Genomic DNA, 17,407 nt, shown 5'->3' on the forward strand with positions numbered 1-17,407 from the left:
GTGGGGTGGGGCGCCGCAGGCGCTCCGTCTACGAAACAAGGGCGCCTGACGTCCGTATGTGCCGAGTGTGAATATGTCCGAAGAACACAAACTTTCGATGTCGATCGATATCGAAAAGCTGACCAAGACCTATGACAGTTTTGCCGCGCTGGATGATGTTTCGCTATCGATCAAAAGCGGGGAGTTTCTGTCGTTGCTGGGCTCCTCCGGCTCTGGCAAGACCACGCTGCTGATGGCCTTGGCCGGGTTCGTTCGCCCGGATGCAGGCAGTATCCGTTTTGGCGGGCGCGAGATGATCTTCGAGCCACCGCACAAGCGTGATGTGGGCATGATGTTCCAGAGCTACGCGTTGTTCCCGCACATGAACGTGTTCCAAAACGTCGCCTACCCGCTGAAGTTGCGCGGTTACAAACGTGCCGACATCCGTCAGCGGGTCGAGCAGGCGTTGGCCACTGTGGAGCTGGATCACTTGATCGAGCGCGGCATTACCGAAATGTCGGGCGGCCAGCGCCAACGCATCGCGCTGGCCCGGGCGATTGTCTTCGAGCCAAAAATCCTGCTGATGGACGAGCCACTGTCGGCCCTGGACAAACGCCTGCGCGAAACCATGCAACTGGAGTTGCGCCGTCTGCACGAGCGCCTGGGCATGACCGTGGTGTACGTCACCCATGACCAGCGTGAAGCGCTGACCATGTCTGACCGGATCGCGGTCATGAGCAAAGGGCGGATCCGCCAGATCGACACTCCGGTCAATCTCTATGAGCGCCCGGCCAACCGCTTCATTGCGGAGTTTGTCGGGGAGTCGTCGTGTTTGCCGATCACCTTGCAGGGCGGCCAGGCACTGTTTCAGGGCCGGGCTTTGCGCGGCGCCAACGTTGCCAACGGTTTAAAGAACCCGAGCCTGGTGGTGCGCCCGGAAAAACTGCAGTTCGTCCCGGCCGAGGCCAGCGATTACAACCTGTTGCGCGGGCATGTGGCCGACGTGATTTTCCAGGGTGAAAGCCAGTTGGTGCAGATTGATCTGGGGGAGGGCATGTCGGTGGCGATTCGTCGGCCTACCAACAGTTCCGAAGGCAACCGCCTGCCAGCCCGCGGCGATGCCGTGGTGCTGGGCCTGCATGTACAGGACACGCTGCTGGTTGGAGATGATCAATGAGCAGCGACCTTTTCGATGCGCTCAACGCGCGCGACCTGCGCAAGGCGCACAGGCGTGAGCGCTGGTACCTGTTCGGCTCCGGGCTGCCGGCCTTGCTTCTGGTGCTGCTGACGTTTGTGCTGCCGATTGGCTGGCTGTTCTGGCTGTCACTGTTCAATGCCGACGGGCAATTATCCATAGAGAACTACACCCGGCTGCTGGAACCGATCTATGTGCTGACGTTTGTGCAGACCTTCAAGACCGGGATCATTGTGACCATCGCCTGCGTGCTGATCGGCTACCCCTACGCGTACTTCATGATCAAGGGGCCGCGCTGGCTGGCCAATGTGGCCATGGCGCTGTTGCTGGTGTCGCTGTGGACGTCGTTGCTGGTGCGTACCTATGCCTGGCTGATCATTTTGCAACGGCGCGGCATTGCCAATGACTTATTGATGAGCCTGGGCATTACCGATGCGCCGCTGCCGCTGGTGTACAACCTGACCGGCACGGTGATTGGCATGATCCACATCATGTTGCCGTTCATGATTCTGCCGCTGTATGCCGCCATGAAGAGCATCGACCCGATCTACAGCCAGGCCGCCGCCGCGTTTGGCGCGTCACCGTCGCGGGCCTTCCGTGATGTGTTTCTGCCGCTGTCGGGGCCAGGGCTGGCAGCCGGTGCCACTTTGGTGTTTGTGATCACCCTGGGGTTCTACGTCACACCGGCGTTGTTGGGTGGCGGCAAGGTGCAGATGATCTCGATGCGGATCGAAAGTGACGTCTCCATGTACGCCAACTGGGGTGCGGCGTCGTCCCTGGGTGTGGTGCTGCTGTTGGCCACGTTGCTGATCTTGTTCATTGTCAAAAAGAGCGCGGGCCTCGGCCGGCGCAGCGAGTGAAATCATGGTCCGACTAAAACAAAACCTGATGGCAGCGGTGCGCGGCTCCTGGCTCTATGTACTGGTGTTGGCGACCATGATTTTCCTGGTGCTGCCCACCTTGATCGTGATCCCGATGTCGTTTTCGGATGCGCGCTACCTGAGCTTTCCGCCCAAGTCGTTCAGCATTGAGCCGTTCTTCAAGTATTTCGCTTCGCTGGAATGGCGCAGCGCAACCCAGGTCTCGCTGATTACGGCGTCACTGGTAATGGTGCTGGCGACCACGTTGGGCACCGCGGCGGCGTATTCGCTGCACGTGACCCAGTCGAAAGTCTCGGGGGTTCTGCGTGGCTTGTTGATGGCGCCGATGATTGTGCCGACTATTTTCATCGCCATTGGCCTGTTCTTTGTCTACGCCCGGTTTGACCTGAACAACACCATTCCCGGCCTGGTGCTGGGGCATACGTTGCTGGCGCTGCCTTACGTGGTGATCAACGTCAGCGCTGGGTTGCGCAGCTACGACATGACCCAGGAACAGGCCGCCTGCATTCTCGGCGCTACCCGGTTACGGGCGTTCTTTGACGTGACGTTGCCGCAAATCCGCTTTTCCGTGATTGCCGCTGCGATGTTCGCCTTTGCCATTTCCCTGGACGAAGCGGTGATCTCGCTGTTTATCAGTGGCGGCGACACGTCGACCTTGACCAAGCGGATGTTCAGTTCGCTGCGTTCAGAGATCGATCCCTTGATCGCGGTGGTGGCAACCTTGATGACATTTCTGTCGATCATCATGCTGTGCATCAGCATCATGGCCAAGCGCAAGGCCGGGAGGTCTGTTGAATGAGTGAGGTCAACCTGCGCCTGCGGCATGCCAGCAGCGAGTGTGTCGAGTTCTTCTGGAATGGCCGTTCCCTGCAAGGGCGCAAGGGCGAGAGCCTGGCGGCTGCGCTGCTGGCTAACGGTGTTCAGACACTCGCCTGGACGCGTAAATCCCATCGGCCGCTGGGTTACTCGGGCAGCTACGTGGCCGGGGTGCTGGCCAGGGTTAACGGGGTGCCCAATGTGCGGCTGGATCTGCTGGCGGTCTCTGCCGGGGTGCAGGTTGAAATGCAAAATTGCTGGCCGAGCCCGGCGTTCGATGTGCTGCGCCTGTCGCGGCTGATTCCGGATCGTTGGCTGCAGGGCGGATTTGAGCACACCAATCTGGTGCCCAGCGGCACGCCGCTGTTTCAGCGCTGGGAAGCTCTCTTGGCGTTCCTCGCAGGAGTCGCCAAACCGGCCGAGCGAACGGCTGAAGTGGCTGTGCCGCAAGGCCAGTATGTGAGCAGCGACGTCTTGGTCATTGGTGGCGGGCCTGCGGGTTGTGCCGCCGCCAATGAAGCGGCACGGGCCGGGCGCAGCGTGGTGTTGGTGACCCGTGGCCATCAACTTGGCCGTTATGCGCAAAGCGCCGGGCAGCCAATACCGCAACTGGATGAGAGGGTGCAACGAGTGACCGGGGTTGAGGTGTTTGGGGCTTACCGGGAAGGGCAATTGTTACTCGGTGCGCCCCACGACCCGGCGCAAGGCGCCGTGGCCTTCGAAGCTGATGACGTGGTACTGGCTACCGGGCGGCGTGCTTGCCCGCCGGTGATCCCGAATATGTGGTTGCCCGGCGTCATGGACGCGCGCACCGCGTTGATCATGGCCCACGAACAGGCAGTGGCGCCCGGTGCGCGAGTGGTAGTGGTCGGTAATGGCGATCAAACCGCCCATGCCAATCGTTTGCGTGAGCTGGGGGTCAATGTGGTGGCGGTCAAAGCCATTAGCCAATTGCGGCGTGTGCTGGGGCGCAACGCGGTGTCGGCGGCACTGTTCGAGCAACCGGTCGCCTGCGACGCGCTGGTTCACGCCGGGCCGTGGCTGGTTGATGCCAGCCTGACGTTCCAGAGCTGCGCCGAAGGGCTGCTGCAATTGCGTGAGCAGCGCCAAAGCCGCCTGCGCAGGGTTGGCTCGGCGGCTGAACCTGATCAACTGCTGCCGGTGGCTGCACGTACGCGCTACAAGGCGTTGCTGTGCCCGTGTTTTGATGTGTCCTGCCACGAGGTCGAGGCCTTGATCGAGCAGGGCATTACCGACCTTGAAGTGATCAAACGCCTGACCTCCTGCGGCATGGGGCCGTGTCAGGGCCAACCTTGTTGGGACTTGCTGCGCGCGCTGGTCAGCGCCCGCAGCGGGATCCCGTTGCACACCTTGCCAAGGCCGACCCTGCGCCCACCACGGCGGGCCCTGAGTGTCGCGCAAGCGGCCGGTCTGGCCGATGTTGTGGAGCCTCTGCAATGACCCCTACACAACCTTTACCCGCACAGGCGTCGATCATCATCGTTGGTGCGGGGATCCAGGGCCTGTCGCTGGCCTTCAACCTGGCTGAACTGGGCGTGCGTGACATTCTCGTGCTTGACGCCGGTTATTGGCAGGGCGGCGCCTCGGGACGCAACGGGACGTTGATTCGCGGGGCGTTCAGCTCACCGGAATGGACGCGCTTCTTCGCCCATTCGTGCCACTTGTGGCAGGGTTTGTCCAAGCGACTGGGCGAGAACGTCATGTACTCGCGCCGCGGCTACAGCATGATCGGCGAACGCAGCGGCACGGCCGCCATGCTTGACCGCACGCTTGAGGTGCACAAAGCCTGTGGCATCAATTCCAGCCTGTTGAACGCTGCGCAATTGCGTGAGGTGCTGCCGGCGCTGGCACACCAGCGGGTCAGCGCGGCATTGCACCTGCCCGACAGCGGGGTCGCGCCGCACCATGCCGCCATGTATGCCTATCGCCAGGCCTGCGAGGCGCGTGGGGTGAGCATTCGTTACCGCACCGAGGTCAGCGCCATCGACCACAGCGCCGGGCGGGTGACCGGCGTTCGTGTGGGTGAACAGCGCATTGCTACCGACACCCTGGTGCTGGCTGGCGGTGCCGAAAGCAACCGGTTGGCGCAATTGGCCGGCGTGCCGCTGGACGGCTACCCGATGCGCCTGGAAGCCATGGCGCTGGAGCCGATGCGGCCCTTGATAGGCCCTGCCGTGGCATTGCTGGACCGGCTTTGTTACATGCACCAGACCGCACGTGGCGAAGTGGTGGGTGGCGCAGAAGTTGCCGAACGCCCGCAAAACACCTTGAATGCCGACGTGCCGGTGATGGCCGCGACTGCCAAAGCGTATCTGGAGATGTTTCCTCAACTGGGGCATGCCCGTATCTTGCGGCAATGGGCCGGGCTGGTGCATATATCCAAAGATTTTGGCCCGCTACTGGGCGCGCACAATGCCTTGCCGGGTTTGTTTATCAGCGCTGGCTGGTGCTACGGTCACGCCGGCGCACCGGCCGCCGGTGAATTTCTGGCCAAGGCCATCGTCAAGGGCGTGGTGGATGAGCGTATGCGCCCGTTTGCCATCGACCGTTTTGAGCGTAACCAAGCCGTGGTAGAGCCCGGTATTGTATTGAGTCATTTTGAATAACCAACCGTGCTTGAGCCCCAAGCCGGCTCTCGAATTTACGCACCGTGATCGACATGCCTCGCGGCACACAAGGAAACAACCATGAGTTCTCTGGAAGACTCGCCACTCTTCATTACCGCCTTGTCCAAAGGTCTGTCTTTGCTGACGGCCTTTCGCGCCGGGCGCCCCAGCATGAGCCTGATTGAACTGGCAGAAGCGACCGGGCTGAACAAAAGCGCCGTGCAGCGTTCGGCGTTCACTCTTGAGGCGCTGGGCTATCTGTACAAGGATCCGGTCACCAAGCGCTTTCGCCTGGCCCCCAAATCCCTTGATCTGGGCACCGGTTACCTGCAAACCAGTGAGCTGATCGAACGCGCCAACCCGTACCTGCATGAACTGAACCGCGATGTCGAAGAGAGCTGCAACCTGCTCGAACCCTGCGGCCTGGACATGCTCTATGTGGCGCGTTTTCCCAGTCACAAACAGATTGCCATTCACATCCCGCTGGGTCGCCACCTGCCCATGTACTGCACCTCGGCAGGCCGGGCTTATCTGGCGGCGCTGCCGAAGCACGAGGCTGACGCGATCCTGGTCGCCTCCGAACGCAAGGGCTACACCCCCAACACTGTCACCGACCTTGATCAACTGCGCGCCATCGTCGCCGAGGCCCGTCACGACGGCTACGCCTACGCCCTCGAAGAGTATTACGCCGGAGATATCAGCGTGGCCGCGGCGGTGGTCAATGCCGATGGTTACCCACTGGGGGCCGTGAACATCTCGGTGCCGTTCAGCCGCTGGAACCTGGACGACGCCCGAAAACAGCTGGCACCCAAAGTGATTAACACCGCCCGGTCCATCGCCAGCGCGACACGCAGTTTGCGCCCGGCGGGCTAACCCCCAGGGCAATCCTTTTACCTGATACGCACTGCTGCGGGCCTGGCCCGCGGTATAGGTGCCGCTTTGCCCGGCCTCAGGGCCCAACTACAAGGAGACAGCGATGAGTCAAACCATGAAGGCTGCCGTACTGCACGCCGTGGGTGAGCCACTGCGGATCGAACAGGTGACAATCCCGACCCCGGGGCCCGGTGAAATCCTGATTCGCATCGTCGCCTGTGGCGTCTGCCACAGCGACCTGCATGCCATGGACGGTGACTGGTCGGATTTGCCCACCTTGCCGCTGATCCCGGGCCATGAAATCACCGGCCATGTCGCCGCCCACGGCGCAGGCGTAACCGAGCCCGCCATCGGCACAGCGGTCGGCATGCCCTGGATGTACAGCGCCTGCGGTACCTGCGAGTTTTGCCTGGGCGGCATGGAAACCATCTGTGAGCAGCGGGAATCCACGGGCTACAGCAAGCAGGGCGGTTATGCCGAATACATGATTGCCCCTGCGGCATTCGTCGCCAGCATCCCCTCCGGTGCCGACCTGTACGCCCTGGCGCCAATTCTGTGCGCGGGTGTCACCACTTATCGCGGCCTGATGCGCTCGCGGGCCCGGCCGGGGCAATGGGTGGCCGTCATGGGCATCGGTGGCCTGGGCCACGTTGCTGTGCAGTACGCCATCGCCATGGGCTTGCGCGTCGCGGCCATTGATGTGTCGGCCGACAAGCTCGAACTGGCCCGCAGTTATGGCGCCGAGTGCTTGATCAATGCCCTCGACAATCCGGTGGCAAGCCTCAAGCAACAGATCCCCGGTGGCGTGCACGCGGTATTGGTGACCGCCACGGCCAATGCCGCTTTTGAGCAGTCGATCAAGATGCTGCGCCCCGGTGGTACAGCGGTGTTTATCGGCTTGCCTGGCGGTGATGCCGACACGGTTCGCGCTTCCATTTCCAGCATCAGCGGCTGGGAGCTGTCGATCACCGGCTCCAATATCGGCACCCGCCAGGACCTTAACGAGGCGGTGGCGTTTGCCGCCCGTGGCCAGGTCAAGGCACAGATCAGCCTTGAACGCCTGGAAGACATCAACGACATCTTTGAACGCATGCGCCGGGGCCAACTGGTCGGGCGCACGGTCCTGAAAATCGCCTGACCTGAACCTTTAATTCTCAACTGGAGTTAGCACCATGACTATTACTCGCCTGCAACCCAATCCGGGCCTGCTCAGCCATGCGCTGGTACACAACGGTATTGTCTATATCACCGGTCAGGTCCCGGCCGACCGCACCCAAGACGTCGCCGGGCAGACCGCGCAGGTTCTGGCGCGGATCGACGTCTTGCTCGCCGAAGCCGGGTCGGACAAGTCACACATTCTGTTCGCACAGATCTGGCTCAAGCGTGCCGTGCAGGATTTTGCCGCCATGAACGCGGTCTGGCGTGAGTGGATTCCGCAGGATGCATTGCCGGCACGCGCCACCGTCGAGGCCAATATGGCTGCCGACAACATTTTGGTTGAAATCGCCTTGCAGGCAGCCGTCAAGGCCTGAGCCATTTAATACGGCCGGGCAAGGGCTGCTTGCCCGGCATGGGAGAGTCGTAATGGGCAGTATCGTTCCTCATTTGATCAACGGTGTGCGGGTTCAGGGCACTGGCCGCACCGCCGACGTTTACAACCCGTCCACGGGCGCGGTGAGCAAGCAAGTGGCTCTGGCTGACGCAGCGACTTTGCAGCAGGCCATTGAGGCCGCCAAGGCGGCGTTTCCGGCCTGGCGCAACACGCCACCGGCCAAGCGCGCGCAGGTGATGTACCGCTTCAAACAGTTGCTTGAGGAACACGAAGCGGCGATTGCCCTGATGATCAGCGAAGAGCACGGCAAAACGCTTGAAGATGCAGCGGGTGAACTCAAACGCGGGATTGAAAACGTCGAATTCGCCTGTGGCGCGCCGCAACTGCTGAAGGGTGATTACAGCCGCAATGTTGGCCCCGGCATCGATGCCTGGAGCGACCTGCAACCGCTAGGGGTGGTGGCAGGCATTACGCCGTTCAACTTTCCGGCCATGGTGCCGTTGTGGATGTACCCGTTGGCGATCGTCTGCGGTAACTGCTTTATCCTCAAACCCTCGGAACGCGACCCGAGTTCGACCTTGTATATCGCTGAATTGCTGATTCAGGCGGGTTTGCCCAACGGCGTGCTGAGCGTGGTGCATGGCGACAAGGAAGCAGTAGATGGCCTGATCGAGTCTGTGCATGTCAAAGCCCTGAGTTTTGTCGGTTCCACGCCGATTGCGCAATACATCTACAGCGAGGGCACCAAGCGCGGCAAACGTGTACAGGCATTGGGCGGGGCAAAAAACCATTGCGTGGTGATGCCCGACGCGGATCTGGACAATACCGTCGGCGCCTTGATGGGCGCAGCCTATGGCTCTTGCGGTGAACGCTGCATGGCCCTGTCGGTGGCGGTGTGTGTGGGCGACGCGGTTGCCGATGCCCTGGTAGCAAAACTGCTGCCGCAAATCCGTGGGCTGAAAATTGGGGCGGGCACTTCCAGCGGCCTCGACATGGGGCCGTTGGTCACCGCTGCGGCGCGGGACAAGGTCAAGGGCTACATTGATGCGGGCGTTGCCCAAGGTGCTGAGCTGGTGGTGGATGGCCGTAACTTGCAGGTGCAAGGGCACGAAAACGGCTTCTTTGTCGGCGGTACGTTGTTCGACCGGGTGACCGCGCAGATGAGCATCTATACCGATGAAATCTTCGGCCCGGTATTGTGTATCGTTCGCGTGGGCAGCCTCGAAGCCGCCATGCAACTGATCAATGAACACGAATACGGTAACGGCACGTGCATCTTCACCCGCGACGGTGAAGCGGCCCGGTTGTTCTGCGATGAAATCGAAGTGGGCATGGTCGGGGTTAACGTCCCGCTGCCCGTGCCAGTGAGCTACCACAGCTTTGGCGGCTGGAAGCGCTCACTGTTTGGCGATCTGCACGCCTATGGCCCGGACGGGGTGCGTTTCTACACCCGGAAAAAAGCTATTACCCAACGTTGGCCGCGCCGTGCCAGCCACGAGGCGGCGCAGTTTGCCTTCCCCAGTAACCATTGAGCCGAGTGAACACAATGAACAATGCACTGAAGTTTTATATCGAGGGTCAATGGCTTGAGGCCGAGTCTGGAGAGACGCTTGAGGTGGTTGATCCCTCAACTGAACAGGCCTTTATCAAGATCGCCGTGGGCAATGCCGAGGATGTGAACAAAGCTGTGGCAGCGGCCCGCAGGGCTTTCCCGGCGTTTTCGCTGACCAGCGTTGGTGAGCGTCTGGCACTGCTGGAAGAGATTTTGCGGGTCTACAACCTGCGCTATGACGACCTGGTCCAGGCCGTCAGCCAGGAAATGGGCGCGCCGTTGCATTTTGCCCGCGACGCACAGGTCTGGAGCGGTCGTGCGCACCTTGAATCGACCATCAGCGCGCTGAAGTCGTTCACGTTCAGCGAACAGCACGGCACTACCCGTGTGGTGCGTGAAGCCATCGGCGTGTGTGCGCTGATCACGCCGTGGAACTGGCCGCTCAACCAAATCGTCTGCAAAGTCGCGCCGGCCATTGCCGCGGGTTGCACCGTGGTGCTTAAACCGAGTGAAATCGCACCGCTGACCGGCATCATCTTTGCCGAAATCCTCCATGAAGCAGGTGTGCCGGCCGGGGCTTTCAACCTGATCAATGGCACCGGCCCGGATGTCGGCCAACCCATGAGCAGCCATCCGCAGGTCGACATGGTTTCGTTCACCGGCTCTACGCGTGCAGGCATTATGGTCGCCAAGTCGGCAGCCGATACGGTCAAGCGTGTGGCTCAGGAACTGGGCGGCAAGTCGGCGAATATCCTCCTGGAAGACGCTGACTTTGAGGTCGCTGTTGCCAAGGGCGTGCAGGGCTGTTTCTCCAACTCGGGGCAATCGTGCGACGCGCCGACGCGCATGCTGGTCCCGGCGGCGCAGCATGCCCGGGCGTTGGAAATTGCCAAACGTACAGCGCAGCAACTGGTCACCGGCAGCCCGCGTGATGCCAACACCAACCTGGGCCCGGTGATCAGCGCGGCGCAGTTCGACAAGATTCAGGGTTTGATCCAGGCCGGGATCGAGGAGGGCGCCACTCTGGTGGCCGGTGGCCTGGGCCGCCCGGAAGGGTTGGACAAGGGCTATTACGTGCGTCCCACAATTTTCGGTAACGTACAGCCGAGCATGACCATCGCCCGCGAAGAGATATTCGGGCCGGTGCTGTCGATTCTGCCTTACGACAGCGAAGAGCAAGCCATCGAAATCGCCAACGATACCGTTTACGGCCTGGCCGCCTATGTGCAATCCACCCATCTAGAACACGCGCGCACCGTGGCCGGGCGCATGCGTGCAGGTTCTGTGTACCTGAACTACCCGGACTGGGACACTTTTGCGCCGTTTGGTGGCTACAAACAGTCGGGTAATGGCCGCGAATATGCGGGCTGGGGCATCCACGACTTCCTGGAAATCAAGGGCGTGGTGGGCTGGGGCAACTAAGCACTTGGCTTAAACCCCATGGGAGCGGGCTTGTCCGCATCGCGAGCAAGCCCGCTCCCACATCAAGGTGCCACTTGATACATGGACAGGAACTGATGCTATTCATGCCTTGATGGTTCATGGCGTGCCATTTCTTCCGTGCAGGAGGTAGCCCGGTCGCTGACTCAAACGTTCGTAATAGTCGCTGACGGCCGGGAAATCCGGGTGTGCAAGCGGCGTTTCGAACCAACGATTAACCGACAGGCCGATGGGAATGTCTGCAAGGGAAAATTCGTTGCCGGCAACGTAGGCCCCGGTTGATGCAAGCTGACGGTTGAGAATCTCCATGTGCCTGGACCAGTCATTGCACGCGGCAGCCAGCGCCTGGCTGTCCTGATGCTCTGGCGAATGCCTGACCAGCGACATAAAGGCATAACTCCACGACTTGTTGAGATCCGACGCTTGCCAATCGATCCATTGGTCCACGCGGGCTTTGGCTTTAGCTTCGTGGGGGTAAAGGTTGCTGGCGTTGGAGCGGGCAGCCAGGTAGCGAATGATCGAGTTTGATTCCCACAGAATGAAATCGTCATCCTGAATGACCGGCACCATGGCATTGGGGTTCAGTGCCAAAAACTCAGGGGTGCGCGTCGATTTGAAGCCAGCGCCCCAATCCTCCCGTTCAAAGGGTATTTCCATCTCGGCGCAGGCCCAGAGTACCTTGCGTACATTGATCGATGATGCCCTGCCCATTATGCGTATCATTCCAGGCCCTTCTCGTTGGAGGCTATTGGTGTCGACACTTCGGTATATTCCACATTGGCCCGATTGCTTCAAGCGCAATCACTGTGGTGGGGGGGATTGATACGAAACCCGGGTTCCCTCTTTTCAAACATAAAATAAATGATTGATTCCTAAGGCCCTGTAGGAGCGAGCTTGTCTCGCGATCTTTTGAACTTGATCTGGCTTGTGACCTTGGTCTAAGAGGCCCCGTTAAACCACGCTGGCCGAACGCAGGTGTTGCGCAGTTGCTAAGCCGCAGCAATGGATATGTACCCAAGAATACCGAGGTGGATGGTTTCACGGCTGCACGCAGCCGATCGCAGCCTTCGTACCTCGTCAGCGACTACAGTGCCCTGTTTGCTGCGCGACAGCGCGGCGTCGTAGACGGGGCGGCCACTCCTATCAAACACAAAATAAGTGATTGATTAAAAGGTCCTGCAGGAGCGAGCTTGTCTCGCGATCTTTTGATCTTTGCCTCCAGGCTCTACGGCTGCTGCGCAGCCGGACGTAGCCTCGCAAGGCTCGTCAACGGCTACAAGAACCAGGCAACCCTGTGGCTGTTGATCCAAGGAACAATTCCCACGGTATTTAGAAGCTGTATTTTGCCGCGATGCTGAAGTTACGCGGATCGCCGTAAACGTCATAGGGGCTCCAGGTGCTGTTGCTGGCGATACCCTGGTAATACTTTTTGTCGAACAGGTTGTTGATGTTCAAGCGGGTATCCAGGTGTTGGTTCACCTTGTAGCCCGCCATCAGCCCAACCAATGCATAGGTTCTTTGCTCGATGTGATATTGGCCGAAGGTTGAGTTGCTGCCTTTGTTGAAAATGCTGCTCTGGCTATACAGGTTGGCCCCGACGCGCCATTGGTTGAGCTCACCCGGCAGGGTGTAAACCGTATTGAGCTTGAACAGGTGGCGCGGCACGTCGGTATCGAACAGTCGGCCTTCCTTGTTGTGGTCAGCATCTTTGCGGTACTTGGCCTGGGCAAAGGTGTAGCCTGCGCCGATTTGCCAGTCCGGGGTCAAGGCGCCGATCAACTCCAGGTCAATGCCCTGGCTGCGGACTTTACCCGCGGCTTCGTAGCAATACACGCCGTCATCGCTGCGGGCGCATTGGGACTGGTTGTCGAGCAAGGCCGCCCGGTTCTCCTGATCAATCAGGAAGATGGCCGCGCTGGCGTTCAAAGCACCATTGAAGTATTCGCCCTTGATCCCGATTTCGTAGTTCTTGCCAACGATAGGCTTGATGACGGAGTTGTCATTGGCCACTTCGCTTTGCGGCATGAAGATGTCGGTGTAGCTGGCGTAGACCGAGTGGTTGGCGTCCAGTTCATAGATCACCCCGGCATAGCGGGTCAGGTTGCGCGTGACCTTGTAATTGCTGTTGGTGTAGTAATCGTCGTTCAACTGATCGTAGATCGATGTGGTGTCGTACCAGTCAAGGCGAGCGCCGAGGATCACTTTTAACGGGTCGCTGATACTCCAGCGGGTGGTCACATAGAGCCCTTCCTGGTCGATATTTTCGCTCAGGTTGTAGCTGTCGGGCACATAGGGTTTGGGCACGCTGTGGGGGTCGAAGTTGATGATGTCGGCCACCGGAATAAACATATTTCCGCCCTTGCCGGAGGTCTTCAGCTGGCGCTTGCTGGCACCGATTACCAGTTCGTGCTGGCGGTCAAACAGGTTGAAAGGCCCGCTGACATAGGCGTCGTAGGTGGATTGGTCGTAGTTGCGCTTCTGGTTGAAGACCCGCTGTTGGTAGGTGGCGTAATGCTCCAGCACAGCGCCGGTCAGCTTGAAGTCCGACCAGTTTTTAGAGGCCGAAACATGGCCGCGCCAGTCATTGGCGAAGCGATGGTCCAGCTCGGCAAACACGGTCTTGTTGTCGATGTCCTGATGGCTCCAGGTGTAACCGAAGGTCTTGGAGCGGGAGAAGTTGACGTGGCTGCCGTCCGGGTTGACCGGCAAGCCGCCCCAGTTGATGTTGTTGTTATCGTTTTGATCCGAGGCCCCGACTGTCAGGGTGGTGGAGTCGTTCAGGTCGAACTCGCTGATGCCGTAAAACACACCGCGCTCACGTCCGGCATAGTCCTGGAAACCGTCCTTGTCCTGGTAGGCGCCGACAAAGCGCCCGCGCAGGCTGCCCGAGTCGTTCAACGGGCCTGAGAGGTCCAGTTCGGAGCGGTAGTTGTCCCAGCTTCCGGCCCCTGCGCTAATGCTGCCTTGAAAGTCATGGGTTGGGCGTTTGCGCACCATGTTGATGGCGGCAGACGGGTTGCCCGCGCCTTGCATCAAGCCGGTGGCGCCACGCACGATTTCTACGCGGTCGTACGGCGCCATGTCTGCAGCGGCTACCCAGTCGGCATTGTAGGTGGTGGGCAAGCCATCGAACATCAGGTTGGTAATGGGAAAGCCCCTGGAAAAATATTCGCTGTTGGCGGGACGTGCAGCCGCCATGCGCAAGCCCGGAGTGGCTTGCACCACGTCATCCAGGTTGCGCATGTCTTGGTCGTCCATGCGCTGGCGGGTGATGACGGTGACCGCTTGCGGGGTCTCGCGCTGGCTCATCGACAGTTTGGTCGCTGTCTGCATGGCACCGGTGGCGTAGGAGCCGGTGTTCTCTGTGGTGCTGCCCAATGCCGAAGCGTTGATACTGGTGGCGCCAAGCTCCAGCGCACCGGCGACCTGCGGCACCAGCAAATAGGCGCCATTGGCCTGCTGCACGGCGGAGTAACCGCTGCCCGCCAGTATGTGTGCCAGCCCCTCGGCCACGCTGTATTGACCCTTAAGGCCCTGGCTGGTTTTGCCTGCGGTCAGGCTGGCATTGGTCGACAGGGCAATGGCGGCTTGCCGACCAAACTGGCCAAGCGCTTGATCCAGAGGGCCGGGATTGACTGAAAACTGAATCTGCCGATCCGCTGCCTGCGCCTGAACCTGGGGTACCAGCAAGCCTTCGGTAACGACCAGCCCGCCGAGCAGCAGCATGCTGACGGCTGAAACACAGCTGCGTTTACGTAGAGGCGGTCGAGGGATAGAGCGGTCTTTCATGGCGGGTTTCCGACGTCAGGAGAGGGGGCTGCCCGCTATCGCAATCAGCGGGATTTGCCCATAAGCCAAATGAGAATCAAAAACCTGCCGATTTTTTTGATTTATTTTGAAGGCGTGCTCAGCGCGAGGTGAGGGTTGTCCAATAACGGGTCCGACGCTGCACTGTCACCGGCAAACTTTGCTCCAACATTGAGAAGATCTGTTCGGGGTCTTGCAACGGGTACGACCCTGTCAGCCGCAGGTCCGCGACAGCGGGATCGCAGCGCAACAGGCCGGGCACATGGCGCGACAGTTCCTGTATGAAGTCCCCCAGGCGCATGCGCTCGGCGACAATAAATCCGTCGATCCAGGCGGTGTCGGCGAGATTGGCGGGTTGTGCAGGATACACCTGGCTACTGCTGATCCAGGCTTGGGTGTGGGCTTGCACCACACGTGAGTCGCCACTGTTCTTCAGGCTGGCAGCCACTTTGCCGCTACTGACCGCCAGCAGGGTGCCGCGGCCATCCTCCTCGCGACGCACGCTGAAACGCGTACCCAGCGGTTGCAAGCGCGCCTCGGCGGTATAGACCAGCAGCGGTCGCCCGCCAGGGTCGGCGGCGGTAAGTACATCTATTTCGCCCTGACGCAAGGTCAGACGCCGTACCTGAGCGTCGTAGTGCACATCCAGCAGGGTGCGCGTGTTAAGCCAGATCTGCGTACCGTCGGCCAAGGTGTAGTGGTCGCGTTCGCCGGTGCCGGTGTGATAATCGGCAAGCGTGCTTTGCAGCCAGAAGCTGTCGCTGGCTTGCCAGACAGTGCCGCCCAGCAGCCCGGCACCGAGCAGTATCTTGAGCACTTGGCGACGGTCGCGTTCCTGTGCAGGGGTGTTCTTTAAGGTCTGCCGGGCCAAGGGATTGGCCAGTTGGCTGGAACGACACTGCAACTGCTGGCGAATGCTGTTGAAGCGTTGCCATGCTTGCTCGTGTTGCACATGTGCATTGCGCCATTGTTGGAGCGCCAACGCTTGCGCCGAATTCATTTCGCCCGATTGCGCCAGGGTAAACCATGCCAGGGCCTGGTCACGGATGGCTTCGGGCAGAGGCGTGGACGGGTTTTCAGGTACTGACACGCGACTCACTCGAACTGGCTGGCGTAGCACATGGCGAATGCTTTGCTCATGGACTTTTGGACTTTATCGACACTCATTCCCAGTTGGCTGCCGATCTGTTTGTAGGTCAGGCCGTCGAGTTGCGAGAGCAAGAAAATTTCTCGCATGGACGGCGACATGCCGTTGAGCAATTCATCGATCTCTACCAGGGTTTCAATCAGCAGGGATTTGTCTTCCGGGGACATTTGCAGTGCTTGTGGCTGCTCGGCCAACGCTTGCAGGTAAGCGCGCTCCACCGCCTGACGGCGCCAGCGATTGATCAGCAGGCTATTGGCAATCGTCGCCAGATAGGCCAAGGGCTGGCGCAAGTCATCGACCGGGCGCTGTGCCCGCATGATGCGTACAAACGTATCCTGCGTCAGGTCATCGGCATCGGCGTTTTCCTGCAAGCGTTTACGCAACCAGTTCTTCAGCCAACCACTGTGTTGCAGGTAGAGGTGCTCGACATCCTGTTCGAAACTGCGGTGGTTGGTCATGATGATGAAAATCAGTTAGTGATTGATAAGTATTCTCAACTTTAGCGTGGCCGCTGGAGGGATGCAATCTGCCAGTACCGGGCCCAGTGTGTTCACAGGGATGGCAGGTGAGTGAATAACCCGCTGTTTAGTGCGCAGCATCCTTGGTATCGAGCAACAAATCATGGGTTGCCCGACTGAAACGATCGATAAGGAAGTCCAGCAATACCCGCACCCGGGGGCTTCGGTAGCGGTTACTGTGTAAAACGGCATAGACGCCTGCTTCGCGGATGCAAAAGTCAGGGAGCACGACTTTAAGTCGGCCTGTCCGTATATCCATGGCGGCATCCCAAATGGTTTTTCGGGCGATGCCGTGACCTGCCAATGCCCATTCCCTGGCCAGCGCACCGTCGTTGGTTTCCCAGGCTTCGCTCATGGGGACGACGTGATCCCATGGCTGCCCTTCAACCACAAAGTGGAAGGTATTCAGCGGCCCGGCCGACGTGACCAGGACGATGAACGTGTGCCTGGCGAGATCAGCAGGGGTTTCAGGCTCACCATGGCGTGCCAGGTATTCAGGTGACGCACACAGTACCCGCCAGTTGGGAGCCAGTTGGCGGGCGATTAGCGAGCTGTCTTGGGGCTGGCCAAAACGGATGGCTAGGTCGAGATCGTCCTGCAGCAGATTTGACACTGAATCAGACAAGGTCAGCGCGATTTTCAATTCCGGGTGCAATGCGCTGAAGTCTTGCAGCCAGTCGTTGAACAGATTGCGGCCAAAATCGCCCGAGGCGGATATCCGCACTTTGCCACGTACTTCTTTACCGCTGGCTTGAAGACCGGCTTCGGCTTCGTCAATAGCGCGCAAGGCGACCCAGCATTGTTGTAAGTAAAAGCGGCCTTCTTCGGTCAGGCGTAACTGGCGCGTGGTGCGATCAAACAAACGGGTGCGCAGCGCCGACTCCAGTTTGATCAGTCGCGCGCTGGCCGCAGCGGGCGACAAGCCCAGTTTACGACCCGCAGCCGACAAACTGCCGAGCGCTGCCGCCTCGACAAATAAACGCATATCACCCAAGCGGTCAGTGGCCATATTCAATCTGG

Annotated in this window: 15 protein-coding genes; 10 read left to right on the forward strand and 5 right to left on the reverse strand. The window is 60.1% G+C overall.

Translation table 11 applies throughout. The features are described 5' to 3' along the window. The first annotated feature begins 73 nt into the window (after positions 1-73). The 10 genes from AAEZ03_RS07370 (at position 74) to AAEZ03_RS07415 (ending at position 10,897) form a co-directional block, all read left to right on the forward strand. Positions 74-1,156, forward strand: a complete 1,083-nt coding sequence (locus AAEZ03_RS07370; RefSeq protein WP_502947912.1) for an ABC transporter ATP-binding protein — start codon at positions 74-76, stop codon at positions 1,154-1,156. Next, positions 1,153-2,034, forward strand: coding sequence for an ABC transporter permease (locus AAEZ03_RS07375; protein WP_350577308.1), 882 nt, complete (start codon positions 1,153-1,155; stop codon positions 2,032-2,034). Before AAEZ03_RS07370 ends, AAEZ03_RS07375 begins: the two co-directional genes overlap by 4 nt. A gap of 4 nt (positions 2,035-2,038) precedes the next feature. Continuing rightward, the gene (locus AAEZ03_RS07380) at positions 2,039-2,854 is read left to right on the forward strand and encodes an ABC transporter permease (RefSeq protein WP_350577311.1); all 816 of its coding nucleotides are present in this window, start codon (positions 2,039-2,041) and stop codon (positions 2,852-2,854) included. Beyond that, a complete protein-coding gene (locus tag AAEZ03_RS07385; protein ID WP_350577314.1) occupies positions 2,851-4,332 on the forward strand; it encodes an FAD-dependent oxidoreductase in 1,482 nt (493 codons plus the stop codon). The genes AAEZ03_RS07380 and AAEZ03_RS07385 overlap by 4 nt, the downstream gene beginning before the upstream one ends. Further along, positions 4,329-5,498 (forward strand): NAD(P)/FAD-dependent oxidoreductase, encoded by a 1,170-nt coding sequence (locus tag AAEZ03_RS07390; protein WP_350577317.1) that lies wholly within the window; start codon positions 4,329-4,331, stop codon positions 5,496-5,498. The genes AAEZ03_RS07385 and AAEZ03_RS07390 overlap by 4 nt, the downstream gene beginning before the upstream one ends. Before the next feature lie 81 nt (positions 5,499-5,579). Further along, positions 5,580-6,371: an IclR family transcriptional regulator gene (locus AAEZ03_RS07395; protein WP_350577320.1), complete on the forward strand. Its 792-nt coding sequence runs from the start codon at positions 5,580-5,582 to the stop codon at positions 6,369-6,371. 103 nt (positions 6,372-6,474) lie between these two features. Continuing rightward, positions 6,475-7,509, forward strand: a complete 1,035-nt coding sequence (locus tag AAEZ03_RS07400) for a zinc-dependent alcohol dehydrogenase (RefSeq protein ID WP_048371992.1) — start codon at positions 6,475-6,477, stop codon at positions 7,507-7,509. A 34-nt stretch (positions 7,510-7,543) separates the two neighbouring features. Then, the gene (locus tag AAEZ03_RS07405; RefSeq protein ID WP_278938132.1) at positions 7,544-7,903 is read left to right on the forward strand and encodes a RidA family protein; all 360 of its coding nucleotides are present in this window, start codon (positions 7,544-7,546) and stop codon (positions 7,901-7,903) included. A gap of 52 nt (positions 7,904-7,955) precedes the next feature. Continuing rightward, the gene (locus AAEZ03_RS07410; protein ID WP_350577323.1) at positions 7,956-9,455 is read left to right on the forward strand and encodes a CoA-acylating methylmalonate-semialdehyde dehydrogenase; all 1,500 of its coding nucleotides are present in this window, start codon (positions 7,956-7,958) and stop codon (positions 9,453-9,455) included. Positions 9,456-9,469: 14 nt separating this feature from the next. Beyond that, positions 9,470-10,897, forward strand: a complete 1,428-nt coding sequence (locus tag AAEZ03_RS07415) for an aldehyde dehydrogenase family protein (RefSeq protein WP_350577326.1) — start codon at positions 9,470-9,472, stop codon at positions 10,895-10,897. A gap of 117 nt (positions 10,898-11,014) precedes the next feature. Here AAEZ03_RS07415 and AAEZ03_RS07420 read toward each other — a convergent pair whose 3' ends face one another. The 5 genes from AAEZ03_RS07420 to AAEZ03_RS07440 form a co-directional block, all read right to left on the reverse strand. Then, entirely contained in the window at positions 11,015-11,638 is a 624-nt protein-coding gene (locus AAEZ03_RS07420) for a glutathione S-transferase family protein (protein ID WP_123749274.1), read from the reverse strand. A 606-nt stretch (positions 11,639-12,244) separates the two neighbouring features. Continuing rightward, positions 12,245-14,704, reverse strand: coding sequence for a TonB-dependent siderophore receptor (locus AAEZ03_RS07425; RefSeq protein ID WP_350577329.1), 2,460 nt, complete (start codon positions 14,702-14,704; stop codon positions 12,245-12,247). A gap of 118 nt (positions 14,705-14,822) precedes the next feature. After that, positions 14,823-15,812 carry a FecR domain-containing protein gene (locus AAEZ03_RS07430; RefSeq protein WP_278938137.1) on the reverse strand — a complete coding sequence of 330 codons (990 nt, stop codon included), beginning with the start codon at positions 15,810-15,812 and terminating at the stop codon, positions 14,823-14,825. 5 nt (positions 15,813-15,817) lie between these two features. Continuing rightward, the gene (locus AAEZ03_RS07435) at positions 15,818-16,327 is read right to left on the reverse strand and encodes a sigma-70 family RNA polymerase sigma factor (protein WP_278938138.1); all 510 of its coding nucleotides are present in this window, start codon (positions 16,325-16,327) and stop codon (positions 15,818-15,820) included. A 127-nt stretch (positions 16,328-16,454) separates the two neighbouring features. Further along, complete coding sequence (locus tag AAEZ03_RS07440) at positions 16,455-17,396, reverse strand: LysR family transcriptional regulator (protein ID WP_350577333.1); 942 nt, start codon at positions 17,394-17,396, stop codon at positions 16,455-16,457. Positions 17,397-17,407 lie beyond the last annotated feature (11 nt).

The organism is Pseudomonas sp. HY2-MNA-CIBAN-0224 (assembly GCF_040310285.1).
Classification (GTDB): Bacteria; Pseudomonadota; Gammaproteobacteria; order Pseudomonadales; family Pseudomonadaceae; genus Aquipseudomonas; species Aquipseudomonas helleri.